A 14,772-nucleotide genomic window follows, 5' to 3' on the forward strand; every position below is an offset into this window, starting at 1 on the left:
CATTAATAGCTCTTCATTAGCTTGCGGAGATACCGTAAAGATGATTCTGTCTTCTATTCGCAAAAAGCTGGTGCCTGCCCCTGTTTTTGGATTCCTGTCATACCAGACTTTTTTGAATGTCCCTGCAGCACACCATCCTGGCGTGAAACTGATACACTGTCAGCGACATCAAATAATTCCAAACACTCTTTTGATAGCGAGGACTACTGCGGAAAAATCGGTTCCATTCCCTGAAAATATCAGAAGGGAAAAGGATGCCATATAAAAAGCACTGATTTTCTTTATAAAATGAAAATGGTTCGTGTTCCCACAGCTCCTTCAAAGACCAGTTGATATAGGGGAAGATTCTGTTTGCAAATTGCAGATAATCAATTTCTGCAGGCCCGGCTGTTATCAGATCAAGATCAATCATGTATAGGTCTTTCTTTTTATCGCGCAGAAAATTATGATGGGCCAAATCACCATGGAGGATGCAAATCTCACCGGGAAACCCCTGTCTTTCCAACCCCTTAAGTGCTATTTCGCCGATTTTAATATAAGTGTCAATCATTGCAGGCGGAACATATACACTTAACTTTTTCTTATTTCTTTTGAACTCATCGAGCCTCCTATTCCATTTTTCCAGAAGTTTCTGCTTTGGGAGTGCCGTTACATTCCCATTAGACAGGACTTTTCCGGAATAATGGTGAAACTCTTGTAAAACAGCCAGTGCAGCCACTCTGTCTTTGTAAGAATTAAACGTAAAGATTTCGTCAGTTTCGATCCATTCTGTGAGGCCGACCGTTTTTCGATCCATTTCAATGTTGTCATTTTCATGCAGAGGATGAAATCCTGGTACCCTTCGAAAGCCTGCCTTTTTAAGGTCTCTTGCCACTTCCATCTGCAGCTGGAACTTTTGGTTATTTGGAAAAAGTTTAAGGAACCATCGTTCATTACCAGTTTGAAGCCGCCATTTGCCTTCCTTTATTTTTTTCAGTTGAAGGTTTTTGTCTCCCAGTTTTTCTTGTAATAATAAAAGGAGACGATTCTGAAAACCGTCTCCACCTTGTTCTTCAGTCTTCAAAATCATCATCATCAAAACGCGGCATTCCGAATGGTCCGGGTCCATACATTCCTGGATAACCTGCTCCAGGCTGCATCATTCCCTGGCCGTAAGGAGACATCATACCCGGTCCATATGGAGTTCCCGGCATTCCAGCTGCCCCCATGCCCGGTCCATACTGTCCCATCGGTGACGGACCACCGCAGCCGCAGCCTCCTTGCTGCATCGGCGCACCACCATACATGCCTGGTGATTCTTCCATCATGGCTCCTTGAACCTGTGGCATTTGTCCATAAGGCTGGCCATAGCCTGGTCCAGGGTTTCCATATCCAGCCGGTGATGTCATGCCAGGTCCACCATAGCCGGAATCTCCAAATCCTGTTCCCGGCATTACCGGTGATACTGGATAACAATTATTTGGTCCCATCATACCCGGCCCCATCATTCCAGGATATGGACCCATTTGTGGCTGCATACCGCCCATCGGCATTTGCGCTGCAGGGTAATCTTCTTCATCTTGAGCTCCTGCTACTGCTGAAGGTGAACCCATCGGTCCCATCATCGGGTTGCCCATTTGTTGCTGCGGCATTTGCGGCATGAATGAAGAGGACTCTTCGTCATACCCCATCGGCATTTGCTGCATGCCCGGCAGACCTTGCGGCATCATGGATGCCCCTTGGACCTGACCCGCCGGCCCCATTGGATAACCAGGGTGCATAGGATAGCCGCCGTGCATTGGGTACCCACCGTGCATCGGCCCTAGTCCGCTTCCCGGCAGAACTGGTGATACAGGATAACAATACTCCTGCATTGGCTGCTGTGGATAAGGCATTTGCGGGCTTTCCGGGCTTTCATCATCCTGTACTCCTGCCACTGCGTCCGGCGCTTCTTTTGGTTTTGGGAGAGTCGGCGCCTTTGGCACTTTTGGCATTTTTTGAGGAGCCTTCGCTGCTTCCGGCATCACTTGAGGCGCTTTGTGTGGAGCCTTAGGTGCTTTCGGCATTGCTTGCGGTTGAGTCTGCATTTGCATATTTGCCATATTCATCATGTAATAATTATTAATATCGATTTCCGGAATGACCGGCTGCGGCATTTTGGGAGTATATGGCTTTTTCGGCATTTCTTTTACTGGCATTTCCTTCTTGGCGGCAGGCTTCTTGGCTTCTTTAGGCTGCTGTACCGGCATCGCAGCCGGCTTCTTCTGCGCAAAAGGATGCTCGGCTTTCGGCATTTCCTTTACCGGCATTTCTTTCTTCGCTGCCATTTCCTTTTTTACCATCCCGCCTGATGTCGGAACTTTTATTTTCATTCCAGGCATGATCATATCTGGATTTGACAGCTGTGCATTCATCTTTTTTAACTCTTCGAAATTAACGCCATATTTCTTGCTGATATTCCAAAGAGTATCTCCTTTTTGTACGATATGGATCTTCACTATTTATTCCCTCCTCAGGCATAAGTCTATATATCCTATGTCAATAAATAGGCAAAGTGCTAACAATCTACACAAATACTTATGACTTTTAAAAAATAAATATACCTTGGGTGGGAATCTATACATCTTTATTGAATAAATTTTTTCTCTTCTAATAAATTCCTTTTTCATGATTTCTTAAGGCATTAAAAAAAATTCTGCGAAAGGATCTAGGAGTTCACAATGGTTTTCAAAAGAAAATTCTCTTCCCAACGGTGGATTTCTATTATTGTTTCTTCCAGTTATTTAATTGTAGTGTTACGATGCAATCATTAAGGGAATGGAGGGACTTACTATGCTGTCAGAGGCAATGGATAAATTGAACAAGAAGGAATATGAAGAAGCGAAAGTTCTGCTGGAAAAACTGGTCAGTGAATCTCCGGAAGATCCGCGGGTGAATTTTTATTGCGGGGCGGTAAATGATTCCATGGGGTTTGAAAGTATGGCCATTCCTTATTACCGGCGTGCGCTTGAAAACGGAATTAAAGGAGAGATGCGTGAGGCTGCATTTATTCAGTTAGGCAGCAGCTACAGATGCATAGGTGAGTATCCATTTGCCAGGGATGTACTGAAGGACGGGCTGGCTGAGTTCCCGGATAATCCGGCGCTGAACGTATTTTACTCCATGACTCTTTATAATTTAGGAGAGCATAAAGAATCTTTTACGCTGCTGCTTAAGACCCTTAACTCGAATTCCTCAGATAAGTGGCTCAAAAAATATGGAAAAGCACTGGCATTTTACAGTGAGGATATTGATGGAGTCTGGAAGTAGTGAGGGTGAGGTTTTTAACCTTTGGAATCTCTAATAGCCATTGAAAACTTGGGTCTATTTTTCTTTGGAACGGGCCGTTTTGTTGATGACTCACCTGAAGTTTGGACTATTAACTTCAGGAATGGACTGTTTTTACAGAACCCAACGATACATTTTCATTTAACATTGGAATGGACCACTTTTGAGAACCACAGGAAAACCTGGACTAATTAAAATGTTTCATTTTTATAGATCCTAAATATCTGGCTCTTCCACTAAGCCGAGAGATGAATCGTTATCAAATAAGGGTCAGTCCTATAGTACATCTGACTACCAGGATGACCCTTGGTGTTTTATGCTCTTGCCAGCATGCGGTCCAGCGCAAGAATGGCATTATCGGCCGCTTCTTTATTGACCTTGATGATGTTTTCCGGATTTTTTTCTACAATATTATCCAATGACCATAATAAGTGTGGCAGGTCAATCCGGTTCATGGTTAAACAAGGGCACATATGGGGGTTCAAGGAAATGATGTGCTTATCTCTATGTTCATTGATCAGTCTTTTGACCAGGTTCATTTCCGTTCCGATCGCCCATGAGGTCCCCGGTTCGGCACTCTTGAGGGTTTCTATAATATATTTGGTCGAGCCGTTGTCATCCGATGCTTCGACGACCTCCCTTCGGCATTCCGGATGGACGATGATTTTCATTTCGGGATACTGGTCCCGGACTTCCACAATGTTTTTCAATGTGAAATTTTCATGGACCGAACAATGTCCTTTCCAGAGGATGACTTTAATCCGTTCTGCGTCTCCTTTATGATACAACTCATTTTTGATGGGATCCCAGACCGCCATTTCATTCAGAGGTACTCCGAGATCGGCGGCTGTATTTCTTCCAAGGTGCTGGTCTGGAAGGAATAGAATCCTTTCCTTTTGCTGAAGAGCCCACTCTACCATTTTATGGGCATTTGAGGAGGTCACTGTTGCTCCTCCATTTTTACCTACAAACGATTTAATGGCTGCGGTTGAATTCACATAGGTCAGCGGCAGGATCGTGTCGCCGAATTGTCTTTGAAGCTGCTCCCATGCCCTTTCTGTTTGATGGATATCGGCCATGTCAGCCATTGAACAACCCGCTCTCATATCAGGAAGTATCACTTTTTGATTATCATTGGTGAGAATATCGGCGGTCTCTGCCATGAAATGCACTCCGCAAAACACGATATACTCCGCTTCACTGTTAGCTGCTGCCACTTGTGCGAGTTGAAGTGAATCACCAGTTACATCGGCAAATTGGATAACTTCATCCTTTTGGTAGTGATGGCCGGGAATGAACAGCTTTTTACCCAGTTGAGCTTTGATGTCCCTTACTCTTTTCTCCATTTCCTCATAGGACATTTGCCTGTACTTTTCAGGAAGTAAATACGTATTACTTTTTAATGCTTGTAATAAACTCATTTTGGTTTCCCCCCTCTGGTATCATTCCTTGTGCATTCAACACTTTAGCACTGATATCAAGCACGTTAACGGTGTGTGTCAGGAATCCGAGCGAGATATACTGCACACCCGTTCCGGCATAGGCTGTTATATTTTCCTTTGTGATTCCGCCCGATGCTTCCGTAATGATATGGGGCGGCACATCCTTCAGCCAGTCGGCAATTTCCTCAGGCGTCCGGTTATCGAACATGATAATGTCTGCACCGCTTTCAACGGCCTCACGCAGCCCTGCCCGGGTTTCAACTTCCACTTCAATTTTTACTGTGTGTCCCAGCTTGGCCTTCACCTCTTTTACCGCACTTGAAATCGACCCTTTAAATGCAATGTGGTTATCTTTGAGCATGACGGCATCATACAATCCACTCCGATGATTAAATCCTCCCCCGCACCTTACTGCATATTTTTCGAGCATGCGGAGCCCCGGTGTTGTTTTACGGGTATCACAAATTCGTACCTGTTGATTGTTTACCAGGGTGACGATCTCTGCAGTCTGTGTTGCAATCCCGCTCATTCTCTGGACCAGGTTCAAAATTACTCGTTCAGCCTGAAGAAGGTCGGCTGCTGGTCCCGTCGCCTCAGCTATTACCATCCCCGGCTCAACCACTTCACCGTCCGCCACATGTGTGTGCACCTTGATATTCGGATTCATGATGCTAAAACCTGCTTGGATGACTTCCCTGCCGCAAAATACTCCGGTATCTTTGGCAATAAAATGAAAAGTACTCCCATCCCGTTCTGAGAATAAAGCTTGTGAACTCATGTCTCCATCTCCCAGATCCTCAAGGAAAAATTGTTCAAGCATTGATTTTAGTTTTAACTTGTTCATCCACCCACGTCCTCATCTCTCCGTTTTCTAATGCATGCATGATCCTTGTCTTCAGCCAGCACCGATCATCTTCTTCGTAATAATCACTTCGGATATGCCCTCCTCTGCTCTCGGTCCTTAAAAGGGAAGCCTTCGTCACTATCATGCTGTTGATCCACATAAAATACTTTTGAATATCATGTGGATGCAGGTCATCAAGATTTTCTTCAAGATTAAATGCTAAGGAATGAAGCCAATCCAAGTGCTTCTTAAGTTTGGCTCCTTCTCTAATGATTCCTGCAGACTCCATCATCCGCTTCTGGAATTCTTTCACATCAAACGTGTTGAGTAGTTTCTTTTCATTGGGCTTTTTGTCCTCATAATCTTTTAACATTATTGGGAAGGACTGTCTCGCTTGACCGTTGATCCAATGAGCGAGCCTTTTTCCATATACGAGCCCTTCCAGCAGGGAATTGCTTGCGAGGCGGTTTGCCCCGTGAACTCCGCTGCATGCGACCTCTCCGACAGCATAAAGCCCTTCGACATTAGTCCTGCCGACAGAATCAATCACAACCCCTCCCATCATAAAGTGGCAGCCAGGTGATACCGGGATTTTCCCAAGGGATAGGTCAATACCATTCTCTCTGCATAGTGCTGTGATGGATGGGAATTTTTCTTCAAAGTTTTTTATGAGATTGATAGATAAAAATACATTTATCCCCTTTTTTCTAAGTTCAAATATACGTTCTGCGACTACATGCCGCGGAGCCAGATCTTTAAGGGGATGAAACCCATCCATGACCCCTTCTCCTGCATCGTTGATGAGCCGGCCTCCTTCGCCTCTAACCGCTTCTGACACCAATCCCTTCGTCTTGCCTTCCACAAAAAGAAGCGTGGGATGAAATTGTATGAATTCGGCATCCGCAATATATGCTCCGGCCCTGAAAGCCAGTGCCATGCCATCGCCTGTTACAGTAGGATGGTTGGATGTAGAGGAGTACACCCCGCCAGCTCCCCCGGCTGCCAGGACGACATGCAGTGCAGCATAGAAATATACAATTCCTAATTGATCTATAGTCTTGACCCCTCTGCATGCTCCATTGCTGTCGAGTATTAATTCAAACACCGTTTGCCCTTCAGTCCAGCGAGTGTTGGTTGAAAGGGTTTTCAAAATAAATTCCATTAAATACCTGCCTGTCGCATCTCCCCCGCAGTGAAGAATGCGTTTTGCCGAGTGGGCCCCTTCCATGCCCAAGCTCAAAGATCCATCAGCATTTCGGTCAAAGGGAGCTCCTTCTCTCACAAGCTCCATGACAATATCCCGTCCTTCTTTCACAAGGGAAGTTACCTCTTCCTCCAAATGGTGCATTCTCCCGGCTTCCAGTGTATCTTGAAAATGTTTTGTTATGTTGTCATCTAACGCAATAGCTGCAGCGACGCCCCCTTGTGCCATATATGAATTGCTTTCCCGTCTTTTCCCCTTTGTGATAACTATCACATTTAATTCCGGACTTAACTCCCGCGCTGTCTGCAAAGCTGCAATTCCACTTCCAATAATAATTACATCTGCTTTTTTCACTAGGGACTCCTCCAGAATGATTACATGTGTCTTGACACATATATTTACACATATTTAAACTAATGACAAGAGTTTTTTCATATCGGTCATTCTTCCGAAAATCCAAAAAGGGGAATAGTACATGAAATATTTTGACTACGCAGCCACCACTCCTATAGACGAAGAGGCCCTCAACGTTTATGTGGAGGCCGCAGCAAACTTTTACGGCAATACCTCCAGCCTTCATGATATTGGAACAAAAGCGGGCGATCTTCTGCAGGAGTGCAGGAAGACCCTCGGGGATATTCTCGGAGTTTCTTCTCAAGGGATCTATTTTACTTCCGGAGGAACTGAAGCCAATCATCTCGGCATACTTTCGCTCGCGCTTGAAAACCAAAATCGGGGAAAACATATAATTACCGGAGTCGCAGAACATTCATCCGTTCATTCAGCAATGGGCTATCTTGAAACTCAGGGATTCCAAATCACGAAGCTGCCTTTTACAAAAACCGGATTGATTTCACTGGAACAATTGGATAAAGCCATCACAAAGGATACAATTCTAATTTCTATGGCTCATGCAAACGGGGAAATCGGTTCTATCCAACATATTGCCGGCATAGCCGAATTAATCAAAAGCAGAAAAATCCTTTTTCATACTGATATGGTACAATCATTTGGAAAAACAGATATCAAAGAAATTGCTGCTATGGTTGACAGCTTATCTATCTCGGCCCACAAAATATATGGCCCCAAAGGAGTTGGGGCAGTATATATCCATCCTAAACATGCCGCCCGGTCGATATTTCCCAATCAGTCACATGAAGGCGGGTTGAGGGGCGGCACAGTTAATACACCTGGAATCGCCTCCTTTGTCACCGCTGCCGGGACTGTCTGTGACATCTCTCAGCAGACAAGATTCCAAGAGCTTAGGGAATTGTTTATAAACAATATCAAATCGGCATTGGGGGATTCCGTCCTGATAGTGGAAGCACCCAAGGAGAATCAACTGCCTCAAGTCATCGGCTTGTGCATAAAAGGACTACAGGGCCAGTGGGTCATGTTAGAATGTAATAGAAGAGGGTTTGGCATTTCAACCGGGAGTGCCTGCCAGACTGGTCAGCAAGCCATCTCTAAAACCGTAAACGCCCTTGGACTTTCAATAGAGAGAGGAAAAGAATTCATTCGGATTTCAATGGGGAAACATACCGTAAAAGAGGATGTTACAGAGCTTGTACAGGCTCTTGCAGATATTTCAAAATTACACTGTGAACAATAGCTTTTTGTTTCAATTGAGAGGGGTAATTCTATGTCAAAAGGCAAAAAAATACTTGGAGAAGAACGAAGAAATCTTATTCTTTCTAAACTTCGCGAAGAAGGAATTCCAATTACCGGAGGGGACCTTGCAAAATTCACGAATGTCAGCCGGCAGGTCATCGTCAGTGATATCACCCTGCTAAAAGCAAGGGAAGAACCGATCATCGCCACAAGCCAGGGGTACTTGTATTTGCAGCGGAAACAGCCTGAAGGAACGGTAGAAAAAACCATCGCCTGCAAACATACACCCGAGAGGACTGAAGAGGAACTGAACCTCCTTGTCGACCATGGGATACTGGTGAAGGATGTCCGGATTGAACATAAAGTGTACGGAGACCTTACCGCCTCCATCATGGTATCCAACCGCCACGAAGTCAAGCAATTCATGAATAAAATAAAGGAAACCAATGCCTCTTACCTCTCTGAGCTGACAGACGGCATTCACCTTCACACCATTTCAGCACCGAGTGAAAAGGTCATGGCAGAGGCAGAGAAAGCTTTAAACGACGCAGGTTTCTTAATCGAATCTTGATCCTTGAAGGATGCCCTGTTAATGGGTGTCCTTTTTTGCGCTTTGAATTCGTTGTAGTGTTGGCAACTTCGGAGGAAGGTCTTATTAAGGTATTGCTAAGTTTCTATCGAAGAGTTTGGTCACTCTATCAATGACTTTGCATAGTCTATCAACGACTTTTGTACTTCTATCGCCGAGGCAGAGTATCCTGTCGTCGACTTTCATATCCTATCGAAGAGTTACACTTTTTCTTTCATCAAAAAAAATGCTAGGCTCCAGAGCCCAGCATTTCTACTTTTTCTATAAATTCCAGTTTTCTTAAGCTGTTCAACATTTCCTCAATATCTACCGTGATTTCCGCAATATTGAGGGAAAGAGTGACAGTCGCTCTTCCCTGGAGCGGGATCGTCTGGTGAATCGTGAGAATATTACAGCCCGTTTTGGCCACTTCCCCGAGAAGATAAGAGAGGGTACCGGAACGATCTTCCAGGTGAAAAATTAAGGTGATGATCCGCTCTTTCACAATGGTATGAAACGGAAAAACAGTGTCCCGGTATTTATAAAAGGCACTCCGGCTCAAATCGATGCTGTGGACAGCTTCCCAGACAGAGTCCGCTTTGCCCCTCTCGAGCAGTTCCTTGGCCTGTAAAGTTTTTTTCATGGCATCAGGCAGTACATCTTCCCTGACAAGATAAAACTTTCCGTCCTGTGCTTTTTTTCGCAAGGCTGGTTCCCCCAATTACAAAGCTTAATCAGTCGACGAAATCAAATTCAAATTCAAGCAGTCTGACTGTATCGCCGTCTTTGGCTCCTCTTTCTCTCAATGCCTCGTCGACTCCCATCGTGCGCAGTTGACGCGCGAATCGCTTTTGAGATTCTTCACGGCTGAAGTCCGTCATTTTGAAGAGTCTTTCTATTTTGGCTCCGCTGACAACGAATGTGCCATCGGATTCTCTGGTAATGATGAATTCCTGCTCGGCTTTCTCATGCTTATACAGGACACGCTGTTCTTTCGTTTCTTCATCCTCTTCTTCGAACATCGCAAACTGAGGTGTTTCCTCAAGTTTATCTGCTATCGCAAAAAGCAGGTCCCGCAGGCCTTGCCGGGTAACAGCTGAGATACCGAATACAGGATAGTCCTCTTCCAATTGTTCCTTGAAGTTCTTGAGGTTTTCTTCTGATTCCGGCATATCCATTTTATTGGCCACAATGATTTGCGGACGTTCCGTCAAACGGAGGTTGTATGCTTCCAATTCGGCGTTGATTGTCTGGTAGTCCTGGTAAGGATCCCTTCCCTCAAGGCCGCTCATGTCAATGACGTGCACGATAACACGCGTACGCTCAATATGGCGAAGGAATTGATGGCCAAGACCAACACCTTCATGGGCGCCTTCAATCAATCCTGGCAGGTCAGCCATGACGAAACTGCGTCCGTCTTCTGTTTCCACCATTCCCAGGTTGGGAGCGATGGTTGTAAAGTGATAATCACCGATTTTCGGCTTGGCAGCTGAAACGATGGACAGCAGGGTCGACTTTCCTACGCTTGGAAAACCTACAAGTCCGACATCAGCAAGAAGTTTCAATTCAAGCACGACATATCGTTCCTGACCTGGTTCCCCTTTTTCCGATAACTCCGGAGCAGGGTTGGAAGGTGTAGCAAAGCGCGTATTTCCTCTTCCTCCGCGTCCGCCTTTTGAAATGACGGCTCTCTGGCCATGCTCAGTCAAATCTGCAATCATTTCACCTGTATCGTCATCTTTTACGATGGTACCCGGCGGAACTTTGACCACCATGTCTTTTGCATTTCTGCCGTGCATATTCTTGCTCATCCCATGCTCGCCGCGAGGGGCTTTAAAGTGACGCTGATAACGGAAATCCATCAGCGTACGCAGTCCTTCGTCCACTTCAAATATTACGTCGGCGCCATTGCCTCCGTCACCGCCCGCCGGACCACCATCCGGGACGTATTTTTCACGGCGGTAAGCAACCATTCCATTGCCTCCGTCGCCGCCTTTTGTATAAATCTTGACCTGATCGACAAACATTTATTTTTCACTCCTTTAAAAAGAGACACAGGAATACGCTTTCGCTTATTTCTGTCTCTTTGGGTTATGTATCTATGCTCAGGGACATTAACAATCCTTCAGTGTTCAGTGTATGCAGGGTTACAGTCAGGCTTTGCTGATGAATCCATTTCTGCAGGTTTTCTCTATCTACTATTATCCCATTAAAATCCAATTCAAACCGTGCTTCATTCTGGCAAATCCTGATGGTTACGACCATATTGTTTTCTTCATAGGGTTTAACCGAATTTTCAAGAGCAGAGAACAATCCGCTAAACCATTCATAAAGACAGTCATCATCAATAGTATGCTTTTCTGCCTGAAGAACTTCAAACTCCAATTTAATGAAATGAGTCTGCCAGTTGTACGTCAACATCCATTCGGAAAATTTCGGCAGCCTCAAATTGGAGAGCTTTGATTCATTCTGGGCTTCTGCCACAATTTCTTCGATAATCTGCCTGGCCCTGTCGATTCTTCCTAAATCCATATTGCCTTTGATCAATTGTAATCTATTCATCCAGTCATGGCGGGCATGTCTCAATGCCTCTACCAGGTTCCATTCATTATTCATTATAAAACTCCCTGTAAAGTTCGGACTTTTCTTACTTGTAGTATATCAGAAAAGGATAAGGGAACGGAAAATATTCGTGATAAAAAGACAAGAATCGACTGTATTTGTCAGGGCTACCCCTCCATAAAATAAGAAAACTCTAACCGCATACACGGTTAGAGTTTTCTTTAAAAAGCATTAAGCTTCTTTAGCTGCAGGGTATACGCTGACTTTTTTCTTGTCACGGCCCATACGCTCGAAACGTACGATTCCGTCAACTTTAGCGAATAAAGTATCGTCACCGCCGCGTCCAACGTTAACTCCCGGGTAAATTTTAGTACCGCGTTGACGGTATAAAATAGATCCGCCAGTAACCATTTGACCATCAGCACGTTTTGCACCAAGACGTTTAGCGATAGAGTCACGACCGTTTTTAGTCGAACCTACCCCTTTCTTAGATGCGAAAAATTGAAGATCTAATCTTAACATGTGTTCCACCTCCTACGCTTTGAAGGTAATTTTTATAAACTTGCTATAATCACGTTCAATCGTTTGTAAAGAGACAATCATCCCTTGTACGAGCAGCTGGACCTTTTCTTCTGTTTCTTCCGGCAGGTCTGCCGGGAATTCGCAGTGAAGGTAACCCCCATCAGGCGACTGGTCAATCTCGGGTTGAACCCCGGTCAGTGACATGACCGCGTTAAGGGCACCAAAGGATACAGCCGATGCTCCGGCACAAACGATATCTTGACCATTCTGCGCAAAATTTGCATGACCATCCATGGAAAAAGAGGAAACTCTTCCTCCAGGATCTTTAGTGATGTAAACTTTGATCATCTTTCAAGCGCCTTACGCGTTGATTTTGTCAATCGTTACTTTAGTGTACGGTTGACGATGACCTTGCTTACGACGATAATTTTTCTTCGGCTTGTATTTGAAAACGACTAATTTCTTAGCGCGGCCTTGTTTTTCAACTTTAGCTGTAACAGTAGCTCCATCAACCAATGGGCTTCCTACTTTTACATTGTCGCCACCTACGAAAAGTACTTTGTCAAAAGTAACTGTTTCGCCTTCGTTTCCTGCAAGCTTTTCAATGTAGATGGATTGTCCTTCTTCTACTTTGATTTGCTTTCCGCCAGTTTCGATAATTGCGTACATGAATGGCACCTCCTTATAAACTCAGACTCGCCAAGTACAGGCGTTTTGTTATTCAACAAAAGCTTATGGCCTGATTTGAGCGGTTGTAGCACGGGTGCTACAAAAACTATAACATAAGAATCCTATCATATATCGAAGAATGGTGTCAATAGATTTTGTGGGAATTAAATTGTTTTATAAACGCTTATATAACTACGCATTAAAGGTTTTTTGGCCTGCGCTGCAGGGGTGTGACTCCGCGGGGCGGGCGGTGAGCCTCCTCAGCTGCGCTTGCGGGGTCTCACCTGTCATCAAAAGTGGAAGCGCCACATTCAGCCCCGACGGGCAAATGTTCCGAAGAGAAAAAAGGCGATCTTCCCTTTTATTCTCTTCGGGTTATTTGACCCCGAGGGGCTTGGCGCTGGAACTAGACGTCACGCTAGTCCCGCAGGAGGTCACCCGCCTTCCGCTCCGGTCAAAAAACAACCTTGGTTACTTGAATCTTTATTTATATCCAGCTTCACAAATTCTCCAGCCTTTTGACTTTATAAAAAGGATGGCTTTTTTTAACATTTTGAAACTCAATCTTCTTTTTAATGGCTTTTTCCATCTCTTGTTGGTAACGGGAGCTCTCTCCCTTGAAGACTTTCTGGACGTCCTCTGTGGCTTCTATGATGACTTTATCTTCGTCTGCAGGATAAAGCTCATATAACTCCCTCTCAAGCTTGTAGGCCATTGATTCGGCACTTTGAATGGTTCCGCTGCCGATGCACACGGGGCACCGGCAGCTGAGATATTCAAGCAATGGCGGTTTCGTTTTCTTCCTGGTCAGTTGAAGGATGCCCAATTCCGTGAACCCGACGATGGTTGTCCGCTTTCCATCTTCTTTGAGGCCTTCCTTTAAGGAAGCTACCACTTCTGCTTGATGCTGTTCGTTTTTCATTTCTATGAAATCGATAAGAATGATGCCGGATAGATTCCTGACTTTCAGCTGTCTGGCTATTTCTTTGGCTGCGAGCTCATTCGTTTGCAATACAGTTTGGGACAGGTCGCTCTTTCCTGTAAATTTACCTGTATTGACATCGATGACGGTTAATGCTTCCGTTGGTTCAATGACGATAGTGGCTCCATTCTCAAGCCAGACCACCTTTTTCATCGCCTTTTCAATCTGCGCTTCCACCCGATAGTGGCCGAAGATGTTCTCATAACTTTGGAAGTGGCTGACTTCTCCGTCGAGGCTGACTCCACTGTTATGTAAGAATTCCTTGAAATCATTCTTCCATGCAAAGTCATCGACGACAAGCTCAGTTTGTTTGACCTTTTTTATTTCCTCTAGAATGTCATCTTTCATACTATCCTGATGATGAAGTAAAGAGGGAGCTTTTCTATTTAGAGAAGAATGATATAGCTCTTGATATTGTTTTTTCAGTTCCAGATATTCACTTTTGATGGCTGTTTCACTTTTCTTAAGTGAAGCTGTCCGAAAGACAATGCCTTCCTGTTCTTCTTTTATTCTTGAACCGAAGCGCCGCCATTTCTTTTTTTGTTCTTCACTGGAAGCTTTCTTGGATACAGCGGTATACCTTCCGTGGGGCAGATATACAATTGAGGTCCCTTTGAGTTCAATCACGCCTGTGAGTCTCGGCCCTTTGGTACCCGCAGGATCTTTTTTCACCTGCACGATCAATTTTTGCCCTTGATGGAGCAGCCTGCTTATTTCAGCTGTTTTTCGTTCGGTTTCTTCCATCGACAGATAGTCTGCCAGATCATCTATATGCAAAAAACCATTTTTAGTTTCTCCAATATTGATAAAAGCAGCGTTCAGCCCTTTTTCGACTTTATCCACTCTTCCTAAATATATATTTCCTACAATCGATTCTTTTTCCGGTTGATAAACATGAAAACTTTCCATTATCCCATCACGAAGACGGACCCATCTTTTTTCCCTTCCCAGTGCGTTGACAATAATTTTGTTCATTAAACCGCTCCTCTTTCCGCCTTACAACTAGAATAAGGCTAACCATCTTCGTTAGCCTTTTAATCATAATATGGGAAAGAAGCATTT

General features: G+C 44.6%; 15 protein-coding genes and 1 other annotated feature. Of the genes, 3 read left to right on the plus strand and 12 right to left on the minus strand.

The annotated features are described in order from the left end of the window. Nucleotides 1-97 precede the first annotated feature (97 nt). Both V1502_RS15290 and safA read right to left on the minus strand, forming a co-directional pair. Nucleotides 98-1,063, minus strand: coding sequence for a phosphotransferase (locus V1502_RS15290; RefSeq protein WP_409251497.1), 966 nt, complete (start codon nt 1,061-1,063; stop codon nt 98-100). Next, nucleotides 1,053-2,477: a SafA/ExsA family spore coat assembly protein gene (gene safA, locus V1502_RS15295; protein WP_409251498.1), complete on the minus strand. Its 1,425-nt coding sequence runs from the start codon at nt 2,475-2,477 to the stop codon at nt 1,053-1,055. Before safA ends, V1502_RS15290 begins: the two co-directional genes overlap by 11 nt. Nucleotides 2,478-2,811: 334 nt before the next feature. Here safA and V1502_RS15300 point away from each other — a divergent pair, with 334 nt between their 5' ends. Next, complete coding sequence (locus V1502_RS15300; protein WP_409251499.1) at nt 2,812-3,288, plus strand: tetratricopeptide repeat protein; 477 nt, start codon at nt 2,812-2,814, stop codon at nt 3,286-3,288. Between the two features lie 332 nt (nt 3,289-3,620). Here the strand turns inward: V1502_RS15300 and nadA are convergent, their stop codons facing one another. The 3 genes from nadA to nadB are packed head-to-tail and all read right to left on the minus strand — an operon-like array spanning nt 3,621 to nt 7,150. Further along, entirely contained in the window at nt 3,621-4,727 is a 1,107-nt protein-coding gene (gene nadA, locus V1502_RS15305; RefSeq protein WP_409251500.1) for a quinolinate synthase NadA, read from the minus strand. Beyond that, nucleotides 4,699-5,592 carry a carboxylating nicotinate-nucleotide diphosphorylase gene (nadC, locus tag V1502_RS15310; protein WP_409251501.1) on the minus strand — a complete coding sequence of 298 codons (894 nt, stop codon included), beginning with the start codon at nt 5,590-5,592 and terminating at the stop codon, nt 4,699-4,701. The genes nadA and nadC overlap by 29 nt, the downstream gene beginning before the upstream one ends. Further along, nucleotides 5,561-7,150: an L-aspartate oxidase gene (gene nadB / locus V1502_RS15315; protein ID WP_409251502.1), complete on the minus strand. Its 1,590-nt coding sequence runs from the start codon at nt 7,148-7,150 to the stop codon at nt 5,561-5,563. Before nadB ends, nadC begins: the two co-directional genes overlap by 32 nt. Nucleotides 7,151-7,271: 121 nt before the next feature. Here nadB and V1502_RS15320 point away from each other — a divergent pair, with 121 nt between their 5' ends. After that, the gene (locus V1502_RS15320) at nt 7,272-8,408 is read left to right on the plus strand and encodes an IscS subfamily cysteine desulfurase (RefSeq protein ID WP_409251503.1); all 1,137 of its coding nucleotides are present in this window, start codon (nt 7,272-7,274) and stop codon (nt 8,406-8,408) included. Between the two features lie 30 nt (nt 8,409-8,438). Continuing rightward, entirely contained in the window at nt 8,439-8,978 is a 540-nt protein-coding gene (locus tag V1502_RS15325; protein ID WP_409251504.1) for a transcription repressor NadR, read from the plus strand. A gap of 247 nt (nt 8,979-9,225) precedes the next feature. Here V1502_RS15325 and V1502_RS15330 read toward each other — a convergent pair whose 3' ends face one another. From V1502_RS15330 to V1502_RS15360, 7 genes are all read right to left on the minus strand, one after another. Then, entirely contained in the window at nt 9,226-9,681 is a 456-nt protein-coding gene (locus V1502_RS15330; protein ID WP_409251505.1) for an ACT domain-containing protein, read from the minus strand. Between the two features lie 28 nt (nt 9,682-9,709). Further along, nucleotides 9,710-11,002 carry a GTPase ObgE gene (gene obgE, locus V1502_RS15335; RefSeq protein ID WP_409251506.1) on the minus strand — a complete coding sequence of 431 codons (1,293 nt, stop codon included), beginning with the start codon at nt 11,000-11,002 and terminating at the stop codon, nt 9,710-9,712. 64 nt (nt 11,003-11,066) lie between these two features. Continuing rightward, nucleotides 11,067-11,591, minus strand: a complete 525-nt coding sequence (locus V1502_RS15340) for a Spo0B C-terminal domain-containing protein (RefSeq protein ID WP_409251507.1) — start codon at nt 11,589-11,591, stop codon at nt 11,067-11,069. A 177-nt stretch (nt 11,592-11,768) separates the two neighbouring features. Beyond that, nucleotides 11,769-12,059 (minus strand): 50S ribosomal protein L27, encoded by a 291-nt coding sequence (gene rpmA / locus V1502_RS15345; protein ID WP_409251508.1) that lies wholly within the window; start codon nt 12,057-12,059, stop codon nt 11,769-11,771. A 12-nt stretch (nt 12,060-12,071) separates the two neighbouring features. Further along, nucleotides 12,072-12,407, minus strand: coding sequence for a ribosomal-processing cysteine protease Prp (locus V1502_RS15350; RefSeq protein WP_409251509.1), 336 nt, complete (start codon nt 12,405-12,407; stop codon nt 12,072-12,074). A gap of 12 nt (nt 12,408-12,419) precedes the next feature. After that, nucleotides 12,420-12,728 carry a 50S ribosomal protein L21 gene (gene rplU, locus V1502_RS15355; RefSeq protein WP_006838655.1) on the minus strand — a complete coding sequence of 103 codons (309 nt, stop codon included), beginning with the start codon at nt 12,726-12,728 and terminating at the stop codon, nt 12,420-12,422. Between the two features lie 13 nt (nt 12,729-12,741). Then, nucleotides 12,742-12,823 (minus strand) — a sequence feature (ribosomal protein L21 leader region). 404 nt (nt 12,824-13,227) lie between these two features. Beyond that, nucleotides 13,228-14,685: an Rne/Rng family ribonuclease gene (locus tag V1502_RS15360; RefSeq protein ID WP_409251510.1), complete on the minus strand. Its 1,458-nt coding sequence runs from the start codon at nt 14,683-14,685 to the stop codon at nt 13,228-13,230. Between the last annotated feature and the right edge of the window lie 87 nt (nt 14,686-14,772).

It is taken from the genome of Rossellomorea sedimentorum, from assembly GCF_046237645.1.
GTDB lineage: Bacteria > Bacillota > Bacilli > Bacillales > Bacillaceae_B > Rossellomorea > Rossellomorea sedimentorum.